This is a genomic window from Modestobacter sp. SYSU DS0904 (genome assembly GCF_054051115.1).
On sequence record NZ_JBJHAQ010000074.1, the window covers coordinates 1 to 3,615 of the forward strand.

At 58.6% G+C, this 3,615-nt stretch carries 1 rRNA gene; it reads right to left on the reverse strand.

The features are described 5' to 3' along the window. Nucleotides 1–71 precede the first annotated feature (71 nt). Nucleotides 72–3,193 (reverse strand): 23S ribosomal RNA (locus ACI79U_RS21370). Nucleotides 3,194–3,615: the final 422 nt, after the last annotated feature.

A 3,615-nucleotide genomic window follows, 5' to 3' on the forward strand; every position in this document is an offset into this window, starting at 1 on the left:
GGGTGGGCGCTCGTCGTTTCAGAGCTGCACAGTGGACGCGACAATGTCTTGCAAGAGGCTGGATATTGTGTGTGATCAAGCCCTCGGCCTATTAGTACCGGTCAGCTCCACGACTTGCGCCGCTTCCACTTCCGGCCTATCAACCCGCTGGTCTGGGCGGGGGCCTTACCCGGTTGACCCGGTGAGAGACCTCATCTTGAAGCGAGCTTCCCGCTTAGATGCTTTCAGCGGTTATCCCTGCCGAACGTAGCCAACCAGCAGTGCTCCTGGCGGAACAACTGGCACACCAGAGGTTCGTCCGTCCCGGTCCTCTCGTACTAGGGACAGCTCTTCTCAAGTCTCTTACGCGCACGGCGGATAGGGACCGAACTGTCTCACGACGTTCTAAACCCAGCTCGCGTACCGCTTTAATGGGCGAACAGCCCAACCCTTGGGACCTACTCCAGCCCCAGGATGCGACGAGCCGACATCGAGGTGCCAAACCATCCCGTCGATATGGACTCTTGGGGAAGATCAGCCTGTTATCCCCGGGGTACCTTTTATCCGTTGAGCGACACCGCTTCCACATGCCGGTGCCGGGTCACTAGTCCCAGCTTTCGCTCCTGCTCGACCCGTCAGTCTCGCAGTCAAGCTCCCTTGTGCACTTGCACTCGACACCTGATTGCCAACCAGGCTGAGGGAACCTTTGGGCGCCTCCGTTACATTTTGGGAGGCAACCGCCCCAGTTAAACTACCCACCTGACACTGTCCCTGATCCGGATCACGGACCGAGGTTAGACATCCAATTCGACCAGAGTGGTATTTCAACGATGACTCCACGAACACTGGCGTGCCCGCTTCACAGTCTCCCACCTATCCTACACAAGCCGAACCGAACACCAATATCAAGCTATAGTGAAGGTCCCGGGGTCTTTCCGTCCTGCCGCGCGTAACGAGCATCTTTACTCGTAGTGCAATTTCGCCGAGCCTGTGGTTGAGACAGCTGAGAAGTCGTTACGCCATTCGTGCAGGTCGGAACTTACCCGACAAGGAATTTCGCTACCTTAGGATGGTTATAGTTACCACCGCCGTTTACTGGCGCTTGAGTTCTGAGCTTCGCCCCGAAGAGCTAACCCGTCCCCTTAACGTTCCAGCACCGGGCAGGCGTCAGTCCGTATACATCGTCTTTCGACTTCGCACGGACCTGTGTTTTTAGTAAACAGTCGCTTCTCACTGGTCTCTGCGGCCACCCACCGCTGCCCCGCGCAAGGCGGTTCACAGCAGATGGCCCCCCTTCTCCCGAAGTTACGGGGGCATTTTGCCGAGTTCCTTAACCACAGTTCGCTCGATCGCCTTGGTATTCTCTACCTGACCACCTGAGTTGGTTTGGGGTACGGGCCGCTAAGAACTCGCTAGAGGCTTTTCTCGGCAGCATAGGACCATCCAATTCGCCTCATTCGGCTATGCGTCGGGCCTCACCCTGTTGTGGTGCGGATTTACCTACACCACGGGCCACACCCTTGCCCCGGTACTACCACTCACCGGTAGGACTACCTTCCTGCGTCACCCCATCGCTTGCCTACTACCAGTCTGGGTCCCGTGTTCCACCGGATCAGACCCGAAGGTCAGTCACCGGCTTCAGACGGTCAGCATCGCTGGGTTCAGCATGGGCGTTCTTTCGCGGGTACGGGAATATCAACCCGTTGTCCATCGACTACGCCTGTCGGCCTCGCCTTAGGTCCCGACTCACCCTGGGCGGATTAGCCTGGCCCAGGAACCCTTGGTCATCCGGCGGGGGAGTTTCTCACTCCCCTTTCGCTACTCATGCCTGCATTCTCACTCGTGTGGCGTCCACGGCTGGATCACTCCGCCGCTTCAATCGCCACACGACGCTCCCCTACCCATCCACACACCTGGCCGCCACCCGAAAGTGACGACAGGCAGAATGTGAATGCCACAGCTTCGGCGGTGTGCTTGAGCCCCGCTACATTGTCGGCGCGGAACCACTTGACCAGTGAGCTATTACGCACTCTTTCAAGGGTGGCTGCTTCTAAGCCAACCTCCTGGTTGTCACTGCGATCCCACATCCTTTTCCACTTAGCACACGCTTAGGGGCCTTAGCCGATGATCTGGGCTGTTTCCCTCTCGACTACGAACCTTATCGCCCGCAGTCTCACTGCCACGCTCTCACTTACCGGCATTCGGAGTTTGGTTGACTTCAGTAAGCTTGTGGGCCCCCTAGGCCATCCAGTGCTCTACCTCCGGCAAGAAACACGTGACGCTGCACCTAAATGCATTTCGGGGAGAACCAGCTATCACCGAGTTTGATTGGCCTTTCACCCCTACCCACAGCTCATCCCCTCCGTTTTCAACCGAAGTGGGTTCGGTCCTCCACGCGGTCTTACCCGCGCTTCAACCTGGCCATGGGTAGATCACTCGGCTTCGGGTCTAGAGCACGCGACTCAACGCCCTGTTCGGACTCGCTTTCGCTACGGCTACCCCACACGGGTTAACCTCGCCACGTACCGCTAACTCGCAGGCTCATTCTTCAAAAGGCACGCAATCACCCCCGCACCCGAAGATGCGTAAGGCTCTCACGGCTTGTAGGCACACGGTTTCAGGTACTATTTCACTCCCCTCCCGGGGTACTTTTCACCTTTCCCTCACGGTACTTGTCCGCTATCGGTCACCAGGGAGTATTTAGGCTTAGCGGGTGGTCCCGCCAGATTCACACCGAATTTCACGGGCTCGGTGCTACTTGGGATACAACTCGGGAGGAACAGTGTTTTCGTGTACGGGGCTCTCACCCTCTACGGCGACCCCTTCCAGAGGCCTTCCACTAACACAGTTCTTTCTGACTCCCTGACAGTTCGGCAGAACCATCTGAATCGTCCCACGACCCCGACCGCACAACGCCTGCCGGCTTGGCATGCGATCGGTTTAGCCTCATCCGCTTTCGCTCGCCACTACTCACGGAATCACGGTTGTTTTCTCTTCCTGTGGGTACTGAGATGTTTCACTTCCCCACGTTCCCTCCACGCGCCCTATGTGTTCAGGCGCGGGTCACACCACATGACTGGTGCGGGGTTCCCCCATTCGGAAATCCTCGGATCAACGCTCGGTTGGCAGCTCCCCGAGGCTTATCGCAGCCTCCTACGTCCTTCATCGGCTCCTGGTGCCCAGGCATCCACCGTGTGCCCTTAACAACTTGACCACACAACAACACCCACACCCACCCACCACACCACCACCCCCCAGGCGAACCCAGGAGACAGCAAGAAGTGATGGACCAGTGCGGGTATCCAGATACCTACAAAGATGCTCGCGTCCACTGTGCAGTTCTCAAACGACGAACAGTCACCCCGCTCCACCCACCACCAGACCCAACAACCCCGCCCACAACGGACGCGACCATCAGCGGTATGACGAGCACGAGGCCCTGCCACCAGAGACGAACAACCACCCCCACCACCTACCGGCAGGGGGGCACCCGTTCCCTCAGGACCCAACAGCGTGCCTACGACCAGCCACCCACCACCACCCCGTTCCACACCCTCCCCCACGCGAACGCGGGATCAACAGGCCGTACCAGGGGCAGCACCAGGCCACCAGCCGAACTAGTCAGTGTTCCACCCT